13 protein-coding genes are annotated in these 19,057 nt (G+C 41.5%); all 13 read right to left on the bottom strand.

The genetic code is table 11. From position 1 onward, the window contains the following. Window positions 1–52: 52 nt before the first annotated feature. The gene (locus I2I13_RS19025; RefSeq protein WP_195650235.1) at window positions 53–1,582 is read right to left on the bottom strand and encodes a hypothetical protein; all 1,530 of its coding nucleotides are present in this window, start codon (window positions 1,580–1,582) and stop codon (window positions 53–55) included. A 13-nt stretch (window positions 1,583–1,595) separates the two neighbouring features. Further along, a complete protein-coding gene (locus tag I2I13_RS19020) occupies window positions 1,596–2,375 on the bottom strand; it encodes a hypothetical protein (protein ID WP_148365566.1) in 780 nt (259 codons plus the stop codon). A gap of 7 nt (window positions 2,376–2,382) precedes the next feature. Continuing rightward, window positions 2,383–3,156, bottom strand: coding sequence for an endonuclease/exonuclease/phosphatase family protein (locus tag I2I13_RS19015; protein WP_195650234.1), 774 nt, complete (start codon window positions 3,154–3,156; stop codon window positions 2,383–2,385). 31 nt (window positions 3,157–3,187) lie between these two features. After that, the gene (locus I2I13_RS19010; protein WP_195650233.1) at window positions 3,188–4,144 is read right to left on the bottom strand and encodes a FecR family protein; all 957 of its coding nucleotides are present in this window, start codon (window positions 4,142–4,144) and stop codon (window positions 3,188–3,190) included. Window positions 4,145–4,251: 107 nt separating this feature from the next. Then, the gene (locus I2I13_RS19005; RefSeq protein ID WP_148365569.1) at window positions 4,252–4,833 is read right to left on the bottom strand and encodes an RNA polymerase sigma factor; all 582 of its coding nucleotides are present in this window, start codon (window positions 4,831–4,833) and stop codon (window positions 4,252–4,254) included. Between the two features lie 118 nt (window positions 4,834–4,951). Further along, complete coding sequence (locus I2I13_RS19000; RefSeq protein ID WP_195650232.1) at window positions 4,952–7,135, bottom strand: alpha-N-acetylglucosaminidase; 2,184 nt, start codon at window positions 7,133–7,135, stop codon at window positions 4,952–4,954. A 6-nt stretch (window positions 7,136–7,141) separates the two neighbouring features. Next, window positions 7,142–8,227 carry an acyltransferase family protein gene (locus I2I13_RS18995; RefSeq protein WP_195650231.1) on the bottom strand — a complete coding sequence of 362 codons (1,086 nt, stop codon included), beginning with the start codon at window positions 8,225–8,227 and terminating at the stop codon, window positions 7,142–7,144. Between the two features lie 13 nt (window positions 8,228–8,240). Then, on the bottom strand, window positions 8,241–9,497 hold the full coding sequence (locus tag I2I13_RS18990; RefSeq protein ID WP_195650230.1) for a GntP family permease: 1,257 nt from the start codon (window positions 9,495–9,497) through the stop codon (window positions 8,241–8,243). Window positions 9,498–9,503: 6 nt separating this feature from the next. Then, complete coding sequence (locus I2I13_RS18985) at window positions 9,504–10,646, bottom strand: glycerate kinase (protein ID WP_195650229.1); 1,143 nt, start codon at window positions 10,644–10,646, stop codon at window positions 9,504–9,506. A gap of 9 nt (window positions 10,647–10,655) precedes the next feature. Further along, window positions 10,656–12,812, bottom strand: coding sequence for an alpha-N-acetylglucosaminidase (locus I2I13_RS18980; protein ID WP_195650228.1), 2,157 nt, complete (start codon window positions 12,810–12,812; stop codon window positions 10,656–10,658). A 27-nt stretch (window positions 12,813–12,839) separates the two neighbouring features. Further along, a complete protein-coding gene (locus tag I2I13_RS18975) occupies window positions 12,840–13,631 on the bottom strand; it encodes an endonuclease/exonuclease/phosphatase family protein (protein ID WP_148365575.1) in 792 nt (263 codons plus the stop codon). A 19-nt stretch (window positions 13,632–13,650) separates the two neighbouring features. Beyond that, window positions 13,651–15,384 carry a RagB/SusD family nutrient uptake outer membrane protein gene (locus tag I2I13_RS18970; protein WP_195650227.1) on the bottom strand — a complete coding sequence of 578 codons (1,734 nt, stop codon included), beginning with the start codon at window positions 15,382–15,384 and terminating at the stop codon, window positions 13,651–13,653. A gap of 20 nt (window positions 15,385–15,404) precedes the next feature. Continuing rightward, entirely contained in the window at window positions 15,405–18,830 is a 3,426-nt protein-coding gene (locus tag I2I13_RS18965) for a TonB-dependent receptor (protein ID WP_195650226.1), read from the bottom strand. Window positions 18,831–19,057: the final 227 nt, after the last annotated feature.

Below are 19,057 nucleotides of genomic sequence, written 5' to 3'. Positions count from 1 at the left end.
TTTACATCTAAATATAAATGTATAGTTCTTTATTCTTTAAATTATAACAATTTCACTTCTGAACCACAATTTTCAACTTACATGTGCGCCCATAGAGTAATGCTACGCCATCATAAGTGAGTCCGGTTATACCAGCTCCTGAATAGGCTGGTCCCTGGCCTCCTAGCACTCCTGTAGGAGTAGCAATTTTACATCCTCCGGCAACTAATGCATCCATATCGTTTGCGGCTTCAATAACATGAATCACACCATACTTACCCATTGCGGTAACAAAAGCAATATAAGTATTGTCTTTTATCTGCAAGCTACAAGGATCATCCGGATACCCGTCAGACGCATTGACTCTTTGCATTAACATATCAGCACCTCCTTTAGCTATACTTTCCAACACATTCAACGCCTCAAAAGTCTTGACGTCCGGAGCCGCGTTCGCCATCATCACATCAATACCAAGGTCAGCAACCTTATCATCAGGTATAAGAGTAAACAGCGTTTTGTTGGTGGCCACACCGACCGGTTTAATCCAGTCATTCACATCGTAAGCTCTCCCTATTGGTCCTCCACTAATTCTTGACGCACTGACATAAGAGAAACCTCTGTTTTTAACGGCAACAAAGCTTGGATTTCTCCATATATTAATGAAAGCAAAGTCTACGCCGTTTGCCTTTGAGCCATATCCTTTAATTTCCTTCAAGCTTAACACATGCTTCTGCACACCGCGTATCATTATTCCCTCTATGGAGAAAATATAAGGTTGATCCGGTTCTATTGAATGTTCCCATTCGGGTGCCATTTCAATATCGTTGAAAACAAGCGCAACATTATTGTCAACACCCTCAATGCCCTCGATATTGATAATCTTCTCCTCTCTCAACCCTTCTATATCTTCCACCACAATCTTGATTCCATCAGTATCCTTATTGTCTACGACAGTTTTCAAGATAAATTCCATTTCCAATGGATTACCTGATACCGGAATAGTTGTATAATCCTTCAGATCACCCAGTACCTTATTGCACAAAGTATGTTTTACGGACTTAATGCCCACTGCAGAACGGATCACCACAGACAGAGAAACCTCTTCATCGGGTACTAAAACTGGTAAATCTGATGGTTCTGTAAATATCTGGGACGGAAGTTTGGTTATCTTTTTAATCGGTATTACCTTTTGTGCCGTTTTTGTCAAAACATCTGTCGATGTCACTAGTATTCCGGCTGCTTCACGCGTGTTGACCTTGACATTCAAATCAAATTCAAGTGTCATATCAGTTTCCAGAGTATCTATCTTTAAACGTTGGCGTTCATTCGCATTTATCTCTTCATATTCTCCATTTTCATCCACCTTCAACAAGGTAGCATATATACTATGTATCCCCACAGCAGAGAAACTTCTGGCAGATACAGTCACCGTAGAATTATACTCCACCACATCTATCTCGGAAGGAGAAGTTAGTTCTACAGTAGGTGGCGGATATGCGTTGTCATCCGAATAATCGGCTTCACTATCACTACAATTTGTCAATAGCAAGCCCCATGACAGGGCAAGCATCAGGATCATTGTGTTTTTGATATATTGCTTCATGACTGTTCATTTTTTATTTTAAAGATTCGATTTGTAATTGAAAACAATGTAAATCCCCGCTTACACTTGTTTCGGTTACCCCCCTAAAAGCCCATTTGTGTGAAGTCAGGACAAATATACAATACTCGGAGTCTCTATTTCTATTTTCCACTTCCGAGAAAAAATAAGTATCAGAAGTTAAGTTAGAAGTAATTGCCGACTCAAGATTAGACAACAACGCACGTTTAACAGTGCCCACCAGAACTGTCTGTTCGTTTACTCTTTTCTTGAATACATCAACGGCCGGAGCTATCAGATCTTCACTATTTAGTGACACAGAACAGAAGAGCATATCTATTCCGTTCACTGCTTCTGTTTTTGTTTCAAGATATCTGCAATCGTTTTTTACCACATATTGTGTCATCTCGGAAATAGTAGAAGGAAAAAGCACAGTACTACCGATTATCTTTTTTTCTCCGCTACTATAGCTGACAGGTACAAACACCGGCACTTTTTTACTCTCTCTAGCAGTCTCCGTACCCGTATTTATGATTGCAGTTTGCCCATAAATAGCGTTCGTTCTATCCAACAATGCCACTGCATGAACAGTGTTCCTGATAGACGCCGCCACCTCTTTATAACTACAAGAACTAAATAAATTTTGCTCTGACAAGTGTGCATAAACCAACACGTTAGTTGTTCTGAACCGATTCCATTCAGGGATTTCTTCTCTCTTGTTATCCTCATCACTACATGAAACGAACAGGCAAGAGGTAATACATATAAATAGCAGATATAGATAGTTTGATTTCATATTTCACTTATTTTACAAATTCAACTTCGGCAAACAAAGCTCTGTGGTCAGATACCGCCGGATTAGATAAAACTTCAAACGACTTCACCTTCCACTTATTCTGTGGAAGCCCGAATAGATAATCAATCTTGATTGTCGGCTGATCTGCCGGATAGGTGAATGTATCATCGCAGATTCTCTGCCAGTTCTTCATTACTTCACAAATCACATTAGAGTCGGTCCTGGCATTAAAATCTCCTCCCAGCAACGTCGGGGTATCTCCTGTACCAATCCGCTCATTAATCTGTTCGGCCATTGCGCTCCTTATCAAATCCGTCGAATGATCCAGATGAGTCGTTCCTATCCTGATTACATCTGAAGTTCCGGGCTCCTGAATATCCACATATAGTAGTGTCCGGGGTTCTTTGGCTCCGTCTATACCTTCAAAGGTTTTGTTATTGATATAAACAAAAGGATATTTTGAAAGTATGGCTACTCCATATTCTCCATCCCCAGTATTCATCGCTTTCCCGAATACGGAAAACAATCCCAATTCTGCAGCCAGCTGAGTGGTGAAATCTTGATTCTTATTCCTTTTTGTGTTGTAATCTATCTCTTGCAACATTACAACATCCGGATTGTATTTCCTGATAAATACTGCATACTCTTTCACCGAGTAACCAGTCATCTGTCCGGACATCCGGCAATTATAGCTCATTATTTTAAGAGCCTGTGCATACGTACTTTGATATGCAAAGAAGAAAAGGCATACCCATACAATGGGCTTCAAAAGTGTTTTCATAAAATTGTTTTTGTTATTAGATTAAGTTTACTTATTCAACAGTATATGTATATTCTGATATCTTTTTAAAACTAACCGGTGTTATTGATTGCATCACCTCCAAGACATAGTTCAAGTCGTTCCCTTTACAAACGAAGTTGTACGTAAATGAAGCAATCTTTTCATTTTGAACTGTAATCTCTATATCAAAATGCCGCGAAAGTGTTGTTAGCACTTCTTTTAGCGATGCATTTCTGAAAATAAGCCGATTACTCTTCCAACTCGAAGCATCATCGTGATATCTATCAGTTTTTATTTTTATTACATTACTCCTTTTTTCATAAACGGCCGTTTGCCCGGGAAGCATTTGCTGCATAGGTCTACGGCTTTGCACATGTCCGATATTGATACTTCCTTCGTCGAGTGTAGTTTTTACTACCTTATCCGAAGCGTACGCTTTTACATTGAAGCACGTTCCTGTCACCTGTATTTTTACATTCTCGGCAAGTACCTGAAATGGTGATTTTTTATTTTCTGCTATTTCAAAATAAGCCTCTCCCTCCAGCATAACATTCCTGTTGTATTTCGCAAACTGTTCCGGATAAGTCAATTTAGAATCGGCATTTAACCACACCCGGCTACCATCAGGAAGTAATACAAGCAGCTTTTCACCTCTTACAGCACAGACTTCACGATAAACAAGATTTGCCTCACTGTGGCTTTGATAATAATTATATCCCACACTTATCACAAGCAAAACAATAGCACAAGCCACCGTCCACTTAAATAACAATGGCATTCTGATTCTCCTGTTCTTTCGTTTTTCTTCCTGCATTACGGCTTCCTGAATATTCTTATAAATGCGATATTCATCAAAAGGAGGCAGTTCTCTGCCACCCAGTTCGAGCTGTTTGCCTTCTACTATCCTCTGAATGTCGTCATCAATATATTTTCCGATGCCGTCAACCACTTCAAAGTCCTGACTTGTATGTTTCTTTTTTGATTTCATATTTCAATATCTATTAGTAATACACACTGTTACAAAAAAGTATTATACAGACTACGTTAAACCGTGTTAATTCAAAAGAACGTTCCATATCCGTAAAAGTGATAGAACTACATCATACAATAAAGTAACAGTAGGCTAAGCTCTCCCACTGTCGAGCGAATCTGCTTTAAAGATTGGCTATATTGGAATTTAATTGTATTTATCGAAAGATTAAGTTTATCAGCTATTTCCTGATTGGAGTATTTTCCTGAAACTTTCATTTCAAAAACCTTACGACGTTGCGGCGAAAGTTGCTCAAGAGCTTGTTGTATAATGTTCATTTGTTCTTGCTTAAGGTTTTCGTTTTGAGAATTGTCTTCCAATTCCAAAACCATTGAAAGGCAATCCTCAAGTAAATAGATATTTTTCTTTGAATCTCTCAACGTATTGAGCAGATCGTTCTTCAACATCGTAAAAAGGTATCTGTTTATAGGTTTTGTTTCGTCGATCTCTTCTTTTTTCAGCCAGAGTTTTAAGAATAAGTTCTGCACAGCATCTTCAGCCAATTCCTTATTCAGCAAATATTTAAATGCCAAAGAAAAGGTCTGCGCCGCATATGTCTTGTATACAATACTAAATGCCAGCTGGTTCCCCTCTTTCAGAGCCTTAACCAAAGCTTGGGCTTCATCCTGTGAGTATTTCTGGAACATCTTAATCATTTTAAATATGAAAACAAAAAGCTTATGATATCAAGTCCTTATTTTCAAATATATTAATTCTTTCTGATATAGCATGAATCGCAAACAATAAATGAAACAGGCCTCTTGTTTATTTCACCAGTCTTTGATATTTGCTGAATAAAAAGGTTGAGAATGATAGCAATCCGTCATTTGTTGAATGAACATCTTTCCGAATATCTTTCCTATCAGTTGCGTTTACCCAACCAGCTTCTATTTCTTTTAACTCATCTTCAAGTTGTTGCTGATCCACTTCCACACCTTTCTCAGCCGCATTGATAAATGTATTGATATACACTTCCCAACGTTTTGCATAATAATCACTTATCAGTCCTGCCCATGAACGACTGGCATAATCGTTCAGGCTTCCTCCCCAAGTAGTAATCAAGTTGCGAGCGTTCTTTTCATAATAGTCTTTCAACCGGGGAGAATCCCCCATCTTCCGCGCATCATCCATCCATTTATCCAGAGAACAGTAAGGATGAAAGGCATTCAGTTTATCCAAATCATTCAATATTTCCTTCATTTTTTCGCCACAAGCTTTCAAAGCCTGATAATCTTTAGCTTCAACCATCCTGTCAAACTCCATTTTCACATCAAGAAAATAGTTTCCAAGCACCTGCCTGCCTACAATAATCAAATCCAGACGAAAAGCATCCCTCCGGTCAGAAGGCGCTTCGTTCAGTTTTCTCCAAACCTCTAATAGTTCAACATTACTGTACACATTACTTGTCCGTTTTTCACTATTCTTATTCAATACGGGGCGATATCCGGGTAAAGTGCCCAATGTACGCGGCACCTGTACATAAATGTCATTGAATAATATTTTCCAAGCATCGCGCACAGGTTGCGATACACATCCTACGTGTCTGTCAGCCAGACATTCTATCCATTTGTTATCATCTACATTCAAGTTCCATGCTTTCTCAAGGATGTATTCGTAAGGGAACTGTACAACATCCAATCCTTCCAGCGTAGAGCCGATTCCCTTAAGGTTGTCTCCACCGTTAATGAAAGCATTCTCAAGTCGTGCGCCACTTTCTTTGACGTTACCTGTCAAAGTTGTGTTTCCTCCGAAATTGCCCAGATAACACCAGATATAAGGCTGTCCATGAAATTTATCAGTCGTTTTCCAAAGTTCAATATTTTCACAATGATAATCGAGCAGATACGTCTTATTCTGCGGAACACCCGTCAGTAAAGCTTCTATTCGCGGAGATGTCCACTTCTCTTTGTCATGATAAAACATCCATGTCATTTGCATCCATTGGGCTTTGGGATCGGCAGCCGTCAACGTGGCGTACATATCCGAAGCTATCTTCCGCAAATATTCGGGTTCGAAACTTGGCGGGTCAACCTCATTGAAAGGATCTAAGCCATAAATATGATCGGTTCCGAAAAGTTTTTTTTGTTCATTAAGAAATAGTTTCTGAATTTTCGCAAACAAAGCGTCGTTAGGATTCAGAAAGTTACAACGATATGTATCAGTAAAACCTGCCCATTTGCCCAAATGCTGAATATCGGCCTCGGGGTAAATCCGTTTTAAATCGGCAGGGACATGTCCGGCAAAGGCTGGCAATACGGGCTTCATATTCAATTCACGCTCACGTGCGAGTATTTTTTTCTGCAAACTTACCTGATGTTCCAGCCATTCCATCGGCAACGGACCGTTCCAACCATCTATGTTAGCCATCCGATGCCAGGGCAGATACGGCGGTCCCGTGAAGTAAGAGCGTATTTCGATGTCCGACATTCCCATTTTTGACCAGACTTTATACCACACAGCTTCTTGTCCGGTGATTGCCAAAGGCATATTTATGCCATTAAGGGCCATCCAGTCAATAAAGCGTTCCCATTCTTTCCATTGCCACCAAGGCATCGTGTAACCATACGTGCAGTAATTCAGGAAAAAGCGAGTATCCACTCTCGCTTCCGAAACGACCTTCTCGCCAACCATTGGCAATTCATCAGGAGTTTCAACGGCTATATCCGCATACCACGATACCGTAGTTAGACAGTAGTATTTCAGGTAATGGTTCAGTCCCATCGCCATTGAATTGGCGTTGTTTCCACCGATTACAATCTTATCTTTGACGGACTCTACCGTAAAGCAGTCTTTCTCCCCTTTTAACTTTTGAAACTGAAAACTCTCGATGTATGACGGCAGCAAACGTTTCACTAATGCTTCGGCAACAGCTACGTCTTTGTCTTTAGCCTGAAGAGCCAACGACATAAAAAACATAACCAGACACATGTATACACTTTTTCTCTTCATTCTGATTTATAATTTTATATAGATTTTTCTTTTTAATAAAACATACCCCAACAGCCCATTGAACAACAGAAAAAACACACCATACATAAATGAACCGAAGTAATTTCCGAATAATGGGTTAAGCAAATTACTGAATACAACCGTATGGATATGCCAATGCACAAGCAATCCTCCGGCTATGCAACTAAACACATAGATTACAAGCGGATTCGCTCCAAATGCTTCGAAAAATGAAAACCACTTTTTATTCTGCTTCACATCAATGATATAGAGCAGCAAAGCCAATGACAATGCTGCGATCCCACAAGTGACCAAAACGAACGAAGGAGACCACAAACGTTTATTCAAAGGACAGGCATAACTTAACAAATAGCCGACAAACAACAGAGTGGTACCTATAAGAAATAGATTCAGCATCCGGCGGTCATTGTCTTTAATGTCGATGATTATTTTTCCGCAAACAAAACCTATCATCACTTGAGATACAGCGGGAATCGTGCTAAGTATCCCCTCGGGATCGACAAACTGCCGGCCTTGAAGATACATGTGATTAGACCCTAAAATAGCCGAGTCAACAATCCCGACGATATTATCCGCACTTTTCTCAAATCCGTTTCCAAATAACTGAAAAATAAAGTAGACAGCCAACAAGATGATGGCTAATGGCATAAATCGCTTATGCGGTATTGTTACAGCCAATAGGGCTGTAATGCCATAACAAATTCCAAGCCGTTGCATCACTCCCATTAACCGGAGCTGGCTCAAATCAGAATAGTTACCACTATCTACTGATGTAATGAACCACTCCATAACCAGACCTATAAATATTAATAAGAGACTTCTTTTTATGATTTTAGCAATAGCCGGTCGACACTGGAAGTTATACTTACACAAAGAGATGTAGGTCGAAATACCCATCAGGAACATAAACATCGGAAATACCAAATCGGCTGGCGAAAAGCCATCCCACTTGGCATGTGTAAACACAGCAAAGTTATACCCACACTTTCCTGTGTTGTTGACCAAGATCATCCCGGCAACAGTATTACCCCGAAGTACATCAAGCGAAAGTAACCGTTTGTTCGGATTCATATATTTTATTCTTTTAATTACTTATTATATATAAAATAGTCGTTCCGGCAGTTAGCACTATTCCTATAAGCGATTCATAAGGTATCAACTTCAGACGTTCCTTAAAATTGAGTTCGCATACGCCTCCTGTCGCATGAAAGAACGAACCATGTGGCAAATGGTCAAGAACTGTAGCCCCCGAATTAATCATAGCTGCCCCCCAAACCGCAGAAATCCCTATAGCCAATATCGTTTCAGCAAACGAAGAAGAAGCCAGTGTCGCTCCGGCTGTTGTCGATGCCGTAGCCGCTGACATCAATGCGCCTGATATAGGAGCAATCAACACATCACTAATATGAGCATGATCCAATCCTGTAAGAATCCAGTCTTTCAAAGAAGAGTTCTTTATGATACCGGCAATAGTTCCAGTTCCTATCAACAGAATAGCTACCACAGACATCTTCTGCAGTCCATACTCTATACTTGGAAGAATATTTTTCCATTGTCTCATACAGATAGCGCCACACAAACCACCTACCGGCAAAGCTATCAAAGGATCAATATTGATTCCTGCTATAGGGCGTAATGCCAATAAAACAACCGTAACAACAGGAGCAATCAGACTGGCTCTTAGCGACGGCAGATTTCTCTCTTCCTCTTTATTCACAGTTTGTATCACCACCTTTTTGTTTTTTACTGTTTGAGGCATTAGACGGACAATAACAAAAACAGTGAAAAACAAACCGATCACTGCCGGTAAAATATTGGCAAACATCACAGCCGATAGATCTGCATTAAAATTTCCGGCTGCTATAATGGTATTCGGGTTAGGTGATATGATATTTCCACACTTACCTCCCCCGATCATAGCAATAAGTAACACGGATGGAGACAGGTTTAAACGCTTACCTATCGAAAGAGCCACCGGTGCAACAGTTATCACAGCCACATCAATAAATACACCTACAGTACAAAGTAACATAGTTGCGAGTGCCAATGCCATAAATACCCGCTTCTCACCCATTTTATGTATAATTGCATTGGAGATGACAGTGGTAGCTCCGGTTTGTATTAATATACCTGATAAGACTCCGGCCGTCAGAATCCGCAATACCGCCGGAGTGATCTCTTTCACCCCTTCGGTCATCACCGTTACAGTCTCATTTAAAGATAGTCCTCCCAACAATCCTCCAACTATCGCTCCGATAATCAGACTGTATGTCGGAGAAAGCTTTCTTATGATTAACAGTATGGATAATGAAAGCCCGATTAATGCGCCTATCGCTGTCATTGAGTATTATTTAGTAAATTGTTTGATGATTCTCACCACCTGTCGCACCGTTCTCTCTATGTTTTCTTTCGTAAACTCCGGTTGCATCGCCTCTTCAAGTGTTACCGGGAAAGGTTGGATAGGAAGTACGGCTGTAAAACCCATCCTATTAAGTGCTTCGGCGGCTTCGACCGCTCCTCCTAATGCTATCACCGGAACCTGACATCTGTCACCGACACGTAAGATTCCGTCCAGCGCCTTTCCCATACAAGTCTGGCAATCCAGTTTCCCCTCTCCAGTCAGTATCAAGTCTGCCTGTTGAACGACTTCTTCGAAACGAAGCGTTTTCAATATAACTTCTATCCCGGATTGCAATTTTGCATTCAGAAACGGAAGCAGACCGCCTCCCATTCCTCCGGCTGCTCCGGCACCGGGAAGTTGCGATATATCCATATCTGTATATTCCTTTATTACCTGTGCATAATGCCGCAACCCATTGTCCAACTCTATCACTTGCAGCATAGTTGCCCCTTTTTGAGGAGCATATACATAGGCCGCACCTTCTTTTCCATAAAATGGATTACTAACATCACAGGCAATCGTAAAATTACTCTCCTTCAATGCCGGATTTAATTGAAAAATATCTATTTGATGGACTTTTATCAGACTTTCGCCGACAGGTTCCAGTTCACAGTTCTCTCTATCCAGAAAACGTGCCCCTAAAGCCTTCAGCATACCCATTCCCGCATCATTTGTTGCACTTCCGCCAATCCCGATAATGAATTCCCGACACCCTCGTTTTAATGCGTCAGCAACCATTTCTCCAACTCCATAAGTCGTAGTCTTCATTGGGTTTCTCCGGTTTGAATCAATCAGTGGAAGACCACAGGCTGAAGCCATTTCGATAATAGCCATCGCACCATTGTTCGCGATACCATACGATACATCGATTGGCTTCATGAATGGATCATGCACCCGACATGACACCGTTTGAGCACTAAGAGCAGAACATAAGGCTTCTGTAGTCCCTTCGCCACCATCAGCTATGGGAAAACGTATAATCTGACAGTCAGGTAATTCCTCCAGAATCGCTTTTTCGGCAGCTTTCGCTATTTCAAAAGAGCTGACCGAACCTTTAAACGAATCGAATGCCAATACAATCTTTTTCATAAAAAGCTATCACTTATTTGTTTTCTCTATTAAACCCAATGCAGCCTTGACCGGGTCATCAAACGGAGTTGTACTGTTGCTCCAGGGAGATGTAATCCATTGTTCCTCCCATTCTCGAATTTTATTCCGGTCTTTTGTGAAATAGAGCTGTATACGAGGAATATAGTAATCTTTAATCAACCCGCTCCAGAAACGGGCTGCATAATCTTCCTGAATACCACCCCAACTTGTAATCAAGCGTTTAGCGTTTGCTTCATAAGCATCTTTTTCCTGAAGAGTTGTTCCGCTATTACGTGCAAGTTCCACCCATTCTTCCAATCGATATAAAGGATGAGAAGCCAACAGCCTGTCAACGTCAATCAACAAATCAACAGTTTGTTGCAGATTACGCTGCGCTGCGAGAACACGATTCTCCGAATCATCTTTCAGCGCCTGCTTATAAAAATTTTCAGCTTTAGCCGCTACATAATACGAAACAAACTCAATGAGGTCGTTTCTGTATAATTCAGAGTTTTTCAGTTCGTCAGCGCAACTGGCATACAAAAGTATAGCCTGCAAGTAATCATCACTAAGGTCGATTTTACTGATCCGCCGTTGATCGGGTACTACGGTTTGCCAGGTAAAACGGGGGTATGAATAGAGAGAACTATATGCTGTTTTCCGAAAAAGTTTCCAAGCTTCTTTCATAGCATCGGGATATCCCCCATAGCGGGCCTCACAGTATATCTTCATCCAATCGTCCAGATCAATGCTGTCTGAAGTCCACCCCATATCGGCTAACAGTTCGTAAACAACCTCATTGTTTTCGAGACCTTCAGGGGCAGAACCGAACCCAATCAAGTTACCTTTATTTGCAGCACGTAACGCTTTGACCGAGGAACTAGCATACATGCCCAGATCTCCTGTCATTGTATTTTTCCCACCGAAGTTGGGTACATAGCTGAATACCCATTTCTTTCCGTAAAACCCATCGTGTACTTTCCATGTCTGTTCGGTGTTCCATACCCATTTGGGATAATCATTGCCCAAATCAATGATAATCATTTTATCATCAGGTACATTGCTTAACAAGGCTTTAAGCGATTCTTTATCCCAGAATGAATGTTGATATCCAAATGTCCATCCTTGTGTAACCCAAACGGCATCAGGGTTTCCGGCTGTAATTGATTTATAAATCGTTTCTCCATACTCGGCCAATAACTTGTATTTCGCTTCTTTATCTTCCTTATCTATAGGTAGTTCCATTTCGTTAAAACTGTCCGACAGGTAATAAGTATTTTCTCCAAACTCTTTTTCCCACTCTTCGACAAACAGTTTACCTATTTCTTGGAAGAAAGGCGAATCCGGTGGCAGTACATAGGCATTATACTGTTCATCAAAACCACCCCACCGCATATGCCGGAATTGTGTATCGGGATGTTTCCGTACGAATCCTTCCGGCACGAAACCGGCAAACGCAGGTGCTATGGGCTGCATTCCCAACTCGCGCATACGGGTCAGGATTTGGTGCTGCAAGCCGATTTGGTTACGTTGCCAGGCATCAGATAAGGGACCATCCCACTTGTTCAGATTACCCATGCGATGCCAAGGAAGATGTGCAGGAGCTGTGAAAAATTCACGGATTTCTTCTTTGGTCAATCCCATACGCAGCCACACCCGTTCAGCAATAGCTTCGCTGGCCACTGTAGCCAAGGGCATATTTACACCATAAAGAGCCATCCTGTCAATTTCCTTTTCCCAACGCTCCCAGTCCCAGTAAGGAGTAGTATAGCCGAATGTACAAACATTCAGGAAGTAACGCAACTCATAAGGGGACACTTGTTCATACAATTCATAATCGGGCCACGGCATCACTGATGTTAGATGTTCACCGCTCCATGTTTTCATGCTCTTACAAGCTTCTTTCATGTACGTATGAAAAGCGTAACAAATAGCAACGGAGCTACTTCCCCTTAAAGTAAGCCTGCCGTCGCTTGCTATCACTTCAAATATATCTTTACCTTCGGATGGTTCGATATATTCAAAGTGGATAGACTTTGCTCTTTCCCCAATCTGACGTTCTATTAACTGCTTGGCGGGGGTGATAATATCCGTCTTAGGCTTGTGGCATGAGCAGAAAAAAAGCGTTGTTGAAATTAATAAATACTTGATTATCGTATGTATCATAAAAAATCAAAATGTTATAAGTGAGTATCAATATTTCTTTTTCGATGCTTCTTTCACATATTCCAGTTCCGTAATAATCGGTAAATGATCTGACAAAAGCGACCGGACAGTTTGTGTACTAATCACACGCCATCCTTTTTGCGGGTAAGCAAACAAGTAATCTATTTTAATCACAGGTTTCCATGCCGGCATTCCAAAATCATCGTTACTCGCGGCAAACCAACTATCCATACCACGTATGGCCTCGGAGTAGTGACGCGCATTGAAATCGCCTCCCAAAATTACAGGATATTTATAATTTTTGAAATGCCCGGTAATAAATTTTATTTGCTCCGCCCGTGTTTCTTGAGAGTTAACGTCCAGATGCGTAGAGGTGAAAACAATAGTATCATTACCCATTTCGAATAATCCCTCTAGCATAGCCCGTCTCTCATGTTCTTTGACCGGATGGGGCAGCATTGTCTTTTGAACAGAAATATATGGATATTTACTTAACATTCCAATACCGTAATAACCGGTAGAATAATCAATCGTTTTTCCGTAAAGCCCAAACATTCCCGTATAATAGGCGAGTTCGGATATAAAATCCTTCCCCTTCTGATGCGGGGTACGCTTACGGTCTGTTTTGCTATCCACTTCCTGAAGCGCCACAAAATCAGGTTTGAAGGATTTGATGTGATGAGCAAGTTCTTCTAAAGATGCCAGTTCCCCAAATCTCAAATTATATGTCATTACCCGCACTCGTAGAGTGTCTTGTGCATAGGCAACGCCCAAAGTCAAGCATAAAAACAATAATAAATATTTCTTCATTGAATACATGGTTTCTATTTTTTAATGATTACTTTTCCCATCCTGGATTTTGTCCCAACAGAGGATTTTTCTGACGTTCGGGATTAGGCACAGGCCACAAATAATGTTTCGTTGCGTCGAAGTAGCGTGCTCCACCTTCTGCGGTAGACTTTTCGTAGATTACATCGCCAAATTCATCTACTCCGGTATCGGGATATGGGTTGGCACCCAAATCGTTCATACATACTTTCAGGCTGGGACCGGTGATGGCACGTCCAAAACGAAGTTCACCTTCACGCCAGCGCATCACATCGGCGTATCTTGTACCTTCACCTGCCAACTCAATACGACGTTCTCTTCTCAATTCAGTTTCGAGATCCATCCCCCATGCACTAAGTTCGTCAAGGTTCATACGATGCATATTCACACGATCTCTAAGTCTGTTGATGGAGTAATCAATCTGTGTTTGTGTCAGTTTCTTGCCTTGCAGTTCAAAGGTGGCTTCCGCATAAATCAGCAAGACTTCGGCAAAACGGATGACATTGAGATTACCGTGCCCACCTACACTTGAACCGGCCAAATCTATGTCGTTATACTTTTTTAGATAGAAACCTGTACGGCTATTTGCCCCCACACGATTATTATCTTGTAATGAAGCAAAACGAGGTAGATTAAATATCTCGTTGGCCTTATCTGTATCAGGGTCACCGTCATCTCCTCCCGGCCATTTGTCACCCGGAGCATATAAAGTCATCTTCATTCTAGGATCCCTGTTCTGGAAATAATCAGCATAATGCTCTTCAGGTGACTTGTATAATGATGAGGTCTGCACACCAATCTTTTTATAATATTCCAATCCGGTTTTTGCCGGTTTACCGTCTGTACACAGATAAGCATCCACCAACGACTTCGTTGGATTGAGACGTATATAGTCTGTCGGACTGCAAGTTTCATTGGGCAGACTTTGTGTACGGACTTCGGGTACAAAAAGGCTATATACGATGGCTTCGATATTCTTCGGATCATTCTCGACATCCCCTTCGTGATGAAATAGTTTTTCGTATTCATACAGGCCATAGGGACTGTTTTCGATGATATATTCACTCGTTTTTGCAGCCAGTTCCCACCTTTCGTTCTGCAAGGCGATACGTGCCAATATGGCTAAAGCGCCCCAGCGGTCAAGTCTTCCCAGTTTATCGCCTGTATACCTTTCTTCAGGCATGCGCTCTGCCGCCCATTTCAAATCCTCGACGAGTTGGTCAATGACTTTCTCTCTGGAAGTACGTTCGATATATGCATCTTCGGGCTGGATGACTTCTCCTACCCAAGGTACATCTCCCCAAAATGTCGTGAGGTAAAAATACATAAGTGCCCGGATAGTTTTTACTTCTGCAGCATAAACGTCTTTCTTATTTTGAGCCACTTGAGCTTTATTATAGTTGTCTAAAAAATTATTGCAGCGATAAATATAGCTATACGCTCCTGTCCAATAGGTAGTGAAAGGAAAACCGTCAGTATAAGAGTGCTTGCCTCCCGAAACCTTACTTAGTCCACTGGTAATATTCCCCCACATAACTGTTTCGGCCGTCGATTCGCTCCAATTCACAAGATAGTCCTTTTGTAAAGCTTCATAGCAGGGTGGCAAAGCATTTTTAAGCTGCTCTTCATTTACCCAGAATGTCACATTGTCCGGCTCGTTAGGGTTCGTTCTATCCAGGAAATCACTACATGAGGTAACTATACCAAATAAAGCAATGATTAAAAAGTATTTTGAGTATTTCATCTTTATAGTCGTTTAATAGGTTAGAATGTTATTGATAATCCAAAAACATAGGTTTTTACTTGCGGATAGACATCTCCGCTGGTGGTCCTCACTTCCGGATCATAAGCCCCGAAGTAATTGGTTTTAGTAAACAAGTTATCTGCCGAAGCATATACTCTAAGACTATTAATGCCAAGAGGTGCCACCATCCGGGCAGGAAAACGATAACCTATCTGAATATTCTTCAGACGCAAGTACGATGCATCTTCTTTCCAATAGTCACTGAAGAGCCTGTTGTGCTCCTGCGACTGATAAAGTCTGGGATAAGAAGCATTTGGATTCATAGGCGTCCATCTGTCAAGATGTTCTTTTTTAGGGATCGAGTAGTCATTAATAAATGCATGCCGAGCCTCATCCTCAAGGTAACCGGCAACTTTACCTACACCTTGCAAATAGAAACTGAAGTCTATACCTTTCCATTCCAAACCACCCTTGATTGCATAGGTGTAATGGGGCTCTTTCTCGCCAAATACCACTTTGTCGTAGTCATCAATCACCCCGTCGGGAGCACCGTCAGGACCACTGATGTCCCGATACTTAATATCTCCGGGCTGTACAATGCCATTTTGTGAGGCAACAAGAGGGAACTTTGGTTTCTGATACTTACCTGTAGTTGTATTCACCGATTCGAAATCATACACTTGTGCCAACCCATCCGTAAGATAACCATAGAAAGCACCTATCGGATCACCTACCCGACGATACGAACCGGAAGCCGTACTGGTCAGGGACTCCGGAGTTCCGCCCAAATCGGTGATCTTATTACGGGCGTCCGACAGATTGAACCCGAGATTGTAATTTACATTTCCGATCTTATCACGCCATGACAAATTGAGTTCCCATCCTTTGACATCAATCTTACCAAGATTGACATAGCCCACGTTACTGCTGGAAACCCCGACAATAGCCGGAACATCGGGACGAACCAACGCGTCAATATTTTCTTTCTTATACCAATCAAAGTCCACATTCAGTCTATTACTCAAAAAACTAAGGTCTACTCCAAAATTAATCATGCGGATGGTTTCCCACTTGATATCGGGATTACCTATTTTGTTCTGCCAAAGTCCCATAACAGGTGTATTAGAAGCTCCGATAGGATAGGACTCCTCGGTAATGATAGGTGACAAGTAGGGGTAGTAATTACCGGGAATATTTTGATTTCCCAATTCACCCCAGGAAGCACGCAGCTTACCCGAGTTCAATACCGAAGTAGCAAACTCCATGAATTTTTCACGTGAAAAGTTCCATCCTGCCGAGAACGATGGAAAATATCCCCAACGATTGCCCTTGGCAAATCTTGAAGTTCCGTCAGCACGCAGGTTGGCTTCAAACAGATATTTACCGTCAAAAGCATAGTTGACACGACCAAAGTAAGAGCGCAAAGCCCACTCATCTTTTGTTCCGCTATTCATGAAATTAATCATTCCGGCGCTGATAACGTGAATATCTTCAACCATCACATTATCACGCGTAGCACCCAATGTGCTTCGGTTTTCCCACTCTTGCGAAAATCCCAACAACGCTCCCAACTCGTGGCGTCCTATGGTTTTATTAAAGTTCAGGGTGAATTGCAACGTTTGGGTCATAACGTCGAGATGGCTTTGGGAAATATAGTCCTTGGCATCTTCATTTGCTTTCAACGGGCTACCGTCCGAGTAATAAGACAACATCTTCGGGTTAAACTCATCCACCTGGCGGGTGTATATATTAGCAGAATACTGCATACCGACATTCAATCCGTCTATAATTTTGAGATCTGCATTGAATATTCCATTGAGCACACGAGTTTTCCGTTCTTCCATTCCCGACTCATAGGCTACCTGCAAGGGGTTACGCACCGAACCGTACGACCAATTCTCGCTATCTACCATCCGGCCGTTTTCGTCAGGAATTTGCCACTTGACAGGAAGTAGCGGAGACATACGCTGTGACAGGCGAAATACCCCTGATGTGCCGCTATAACCTAAGTCCTTCTTGTAGAAATCGACATAGCTCATCTGCCCATTCAGTTTCAAACGATTGTACACTTCCGTGTTTACACTGATACGTGCATTATGTCTTTTGGAACTATATCCGTCACCTACAATCAGCCCATCCTGATCCAAGAAACCATACGACATAAAAAATCCGGTTTTCTCGCTTCCACCCCGTGCACTCACATTATGCCCCGTCTGAAAAGCCCGGCTTTTGTATATTTCGTCAATCCAGTCAGTATTGGAATATTCATTGGGGTACAGTCCCGAATCATATTTATCGAAAGCCTCTTGTGTATAAGGTTTGGAAAATCCGGCAGCACTCATGGCTTCGTTGGAGAGTTCCATGTATTCCCTTCCGTTAACAAGCTCCGGTAATGCTGTGGGAGTCTGAAATCCGGCATATCCGTTATATTGGAATACTACCCGTTCTTTCTTTTCTCCCTTTTTAGTAGTTACAAGAATAACACCATTGGCGGCACGTGCTCCATAAATGGCTGATGAGGCGGCATCTTTCAGCACTGATACACTTTCAATGTCCGAAGGATTCAATAAATTGATGTCTCCCCCAGCTACCCCATCAATCAAGATCAAAGGTGCTGTACTACTGTTGATGGTTCCCGTACCACGAATATTGATACTGGGCACAGCACCCGGCTGTCCCGAAGAAGAAACGATGCTAACTCCGGGCAACAACCCTTGTAACCCCGTAGTTACGTTAGTAATAGGTCTGTTCTCAATAGCCTCCGCTTTAACCATAGATACAGCACCTGTTACGTTTACTTTCTTTTGTACGCCATAGCCCACAACTACTACGTCTTCCAAGCTGACAGCATTCTCTTTCATCACTACGTTTACTGTCGTTTCTTTCGCTATGATGCTTTCTTCACGATAACCGACGTATGAGTACCGAAGTGTACTTCCATAGGGTACTTTGATGGAATACTGACCATTGATATCGGTTATTGTACCCGTAGTCGATCCTTTTACAGACACGGTGGCTCCGATTATCGGTTCCGCATTCTCATCAGTAACTTTACCTTTCACATACAGTTCTCTCTTACTCTCTTGCGAATCAACAGGTTCGGACGTGTTTTTATTTTGATATTCTTTATTATAAAATAAAATGCTGTCATCCAAGAAACGGAACCCAATGTTAGTCCCTTTTAGCAAAAGAGTTAATGCTTTGTTTACATCTGTGTTTTTCACCTCCAATGACACTTTCCTACTCGTATCTACAAATTCTTTGCTATAGGCTACATTCATCGATGCCTTCTCTGCTATCTGACTGATAGCTTCTTTAAGAGGAAGCTCTTTGATACTAACTGATATTTTTTGCTGCTGTGCATAAACAAGAGCTGTGACAAATATGCACATTAGGGCTACAATACACCTTCTGCCGGTGGATGAAAAAGGAGAATCTTTTTCCATAATATTAGTCTTTAAAGTTTATAGTTCGATATCTATTAGCTAATACACAAGAGATATTAAAAAGTATTACGGCAAATAAGTTAATGAATCTTAATTGAAACTATATGACAGATAGTATTTCCTCATTTAATGCACAAACTAGTACCTATACCCGAAAAAAATAATAACTTTGAGTGCACAAATTAATTCGTCGGACTGTAGTCTATCTTTCATCGGACTATAGTCCG

The sequence above is a fragment of the Bacteroides sp. D55t1_190419_B8 genome, assembly GCF_015558905.1.
Lineage (GTDB): Bacteria > Bacteroidota > Bacteroidia > Bacteroidales > Bacteroidaceae > Bacteroides > Bacteroides vicugnae.
Note: the sequence above shows the minus strand (reverse complement) of the source record. Positions and strands in the feature narration are given on the sequence as shown.

Coding starts and splice junctions, on each gene's coding strand:
- I2I13_RS19025 (WP_195650235.1), bottom strand. CDS start 1,582: ATGAAGCAATATATCAAAAACACAATGATCCTGATGCTTGCCCTGTCA.
- I2I13_RS19020 (WP_148365566.1), bottom strand. CDS start 2,375: ATGAAATCAAACTATCTATATCTGCTATTTATATGTATTACCTCTTGC.
- I2I13_RS19015 (WP_195650234.1), bottom strand. CDS start 3,156: ATGAAAACACTTTTGAAGCCCATTGTATGGGTATGCCTTTTCTTCTTT.
- I2I13_RS19010 (WP_195650233.1), bottom strand. CDS start 4,144: ATGAAATCAAAAAAGAAACATACAAGTCAGGACTTTGAAGTGGTTGAC.
- I2I13_RS19005 (WP_148365569.1), bottom strand. CDS start 4,833: ATGTTCCAGAAATACTCACAGGATGAAGCCCAAGCTTTGGTTAAGGCT.
- I2I13_RS19000 (WP_195650232.1), bottom strand. CDS start 7,135: ATGAAGAGAAAAAGTGTATACATGTGTCTGGTTATGTTTTTTATGTCG.
- I2I13_RS18995 (WP_195650231.1), bottom strand. CDS start 8,227: ATGAATCCGAACAAACGGTTACTTTCGCTTGATGTACTTCGGGGTAAT.
- I2I13_RS18990 (WP_195650230.1), bottom strand. CDS start 9,497: ATGACAGCGATAGGCGCATTAATCGGGCTTTCATTATCCATACTGTTA.
- I2I13_RS18985 (WP_195650229.1), bottom strand. CDS start 10,646: ATGAAAAAGATTGTATTGGCATTCGATTCGTTTAAAGGTTCGGTCAGC.
- I2I13_RS18980 (WP_195650228.1), bottom strand. CDS start 12,812: ATGATACATACGATAATCAAGTATTTATTAATTTCAACAACGCTTTTT.
- I2I13_RS18975 (WP_148365575.1), bottom strand. CDS start 13,631: ATGTATTCAATGAAGAAATATTTATTATTGTTTTTATGCTTGACTTTG.
- I2I13_RS18970 (WP_195650227.1), bottom strand. CDS start 15,384: ATGAAATACTCAAAATACTTTTTAATCATTGCTTTATTTGGTATAGTT.
- I2I13_RS18965 (WP_195650226.1), bottom strand. CDS start 18,830: ATGGAAAAAGATTCTCCTTTTTCATCCACCGGCAGAAGGTGTATTGTA.